The 2,250-nt window shown below is 54.4% G+C and carries 2 protein-coding genes; one reads left to right on the plus strand and one right to left on the minus strand.

Translation table 11 applies throughout. The annotated features are described in order from the left end of the window. The first annotated feature begins 748 nt into the window (after positions 1 to 748). Positions 749 to 1,039: a hypothetical protein gene (locus XCSCFBP4642_RS30830; protein WP_425480130.1), complete on the plus strand. Its 291-nt coding sequence runs from the start codon at positions 749 to 751 to the stop codon at positions 1,037 to 1,039. Positions 1,040 to 1,590: 551 nt separating this feature from the next. Here the strand turns inward: XCSCFBP4642_RS30830 and XCSCFBP4642_RS0116460 are convergent. Then, positions 1,591 to 2,250 (minus strand): IS5 family transposase (locus XCSCFBP4642_RS0116460; protein WP_029220753.1); only part of this gene is annotated, 660 nt, incomplete at its 5' end.

Raw genomic sequence — 2,250 nt, forward strand, 5'->3', positions numbered from 1 at the left:
ACGCCACCTCGTTGGCTTCAGGTGACAGCAGCATCCACCCAGCGCGGCGCAGATCCTGCGACAGGCGGCTGATGGTCAGGGCTAATCAGGTAAAACCAAGCCCTCCAATACCTATGACGGTATGTTTAAGTAATTTAATCGCAGACCCACATCTAATATCGCGGAGCTGTATCGTCGCCGCCTCGATCAAGCACTCGCGCACTCCCTGCGCAGACAGCTCACCAAACGTAGCCGCCATCGCACAGCAAGCCCTCAAGCAAAGAGCGCGCACGACGAGGCGGACTCCACCGCCGTTACCCTAATGGCATGCGACAGGATGCCGTTGGCGTCACGAACCAATACCCCACCAGCATTGAGCAATACTGGCGGCCTTGAACAAGAACCCAGACATTCAACTCAGATATCCAACTGGTGCTTACGAAACACCCCGCCCCAAAAGACATAAATGGTCGGCCACCCATTCTTAGAGCATGCCACTAACCGTCGGCAATGCCGCTATACAGTTGGTTGAACGAAAAGCATGCCTATCCGACCAATACTTCCGACGAAGAGCAGGCGTCCGCAGCGTCTTACCTGTGACCACCCCGCAATAAAGGGGACAGGGATTGAAATAAATTTCGAACATCAGGACGAATGCAAGACACACTGATGCCAAATTGATCCTGACGAAACCAGCCAGGAGCATCGAGCGCTAACCAGAGTCAGTTCGCTTTGGCGAACACTCAGTGAGGAGTGTGTTCCCAAATTTTTGTCTATCGAAAATCCCAGCCCTTGCATGGTATTGAAACCCGGTAGAGGCTACGCGTTGTTACCCTCAAGGAATGGTTCGCGGAATTTTCTTCTAGTGGCTTACAAAAGATTATTGAATTCTGATGAGAGCGCTTTGACGAGAAAAAAATCCGTTATATTTCCGATTGGCATGGAAGATGCATGGGATATTGCCGCAGGGTTGGCTAAGCCGATCTCTGATGCTGCGATCTGGTCTCGTAGAATATTAAAAAACCCAAAGGACAGCGGCAATAAGACACCCCGCCTTTGAACCAGAATTGCGCTCAAGATCCAACTCCACCATCCCTGTCCGCAATTATTGATGGCATTCAAAGATGCGTAGTTGTTGCAAAAAAACCAATAAGCCCCATGATAATATAAGATTGAAATAAAGATCCCAGGCAACTAATCTTACCATCGCCGTCCTAGGCCTTCGACCAAAGCCCGAGAAGGCCCATCACCCGCAAGGGAGCCCTGATCACTTCGCGGAACAGCGGAAGAGCTAGCAATCCGACCTCGTCGCGACAATCGCCGTTACCGAAAATCAATAAATTGAGCGTGATTCTTTCAATCTCAGGTGTCGATCATCAGCCTATGTGAGGAGTTGCCCAGAGCTTCCTAAGAGCTTGGATTGTTATAAAAGCCGCCGGCCCGACGCCGCTTACAGGAAATCAATAAAGGGCACCTCGAATAACCATGCCGGAGTCGATGTGGCGCATGCATGGAGGTGACGATGCTTGGAAACATCAGCACTCTGACATGGTCGGCCAAGCTCTCAGCTCGCCGACGCTGCGCGCGAGGCGTTCTTCTGGCCTGCGGCATTCATACCGGCCGCATCCCGGCCTGCTGCAATCGTGCCAGACGCAGCAGGTTATGGCCGGCAACCTTCAATCCGATGACCACCTTCGCACGTGCCAAGCCGAGCGTGCGTAGACACTTGCCACCTTGTTGCGTCAGTCGCGCGAATGCGTGCTCGACAAACACCCGATCTTTCGCGATGCGCTGATTGCGCCGCTGCTGGGCCGAGCTCAATGCGTTGCCGCGTGTACCTTTGTGCTGGATGTCCACACGATATCCCTCTTGCTTCAAGCGGGCTTCACGGTCCCGGTCGGCATAAGCGCTATCGGCACGAAGTATGCGTGCGGTATTACCCGCATCCAGCAACCGCTCGAAGTACCGGCTGTCATGCACGTTCGCGCTGCTGACCTCGTGCACGCGAATGAATCCCCAGCGACGATCGACATTGGCGTGCAACTTGTAACCGTAATAGGAGCTGCCGTGCTTGCTCGTCCAGCGCGCATCCACGTCCTTCTGCGCGCGCTTGGCATCGCTCCAATCCTCCGGGATGTCGTTCTGCTTGATGCGCGCGTTTTCCTCGCGCGTGTTGCGCTGGATCGGCGCACTGACGATGCTGGCATCAATGATCTGCCCGCCACGGGCAATGTAACCGGCGCGCGCCAGTTGTCCGCTGATCGCCGCATC

Source organism: Xanthomonas cassavae CFBP 4642 (assembly GCF_000454545.1).
Taxonomy (GTDB): domain Bacteria; phylum Pseudomonadota; class Gammaproteobacteria; order Xanthomonadales; family Xanthomonadaceae; genus Xanthomonas; species Xanthomonas cassavae.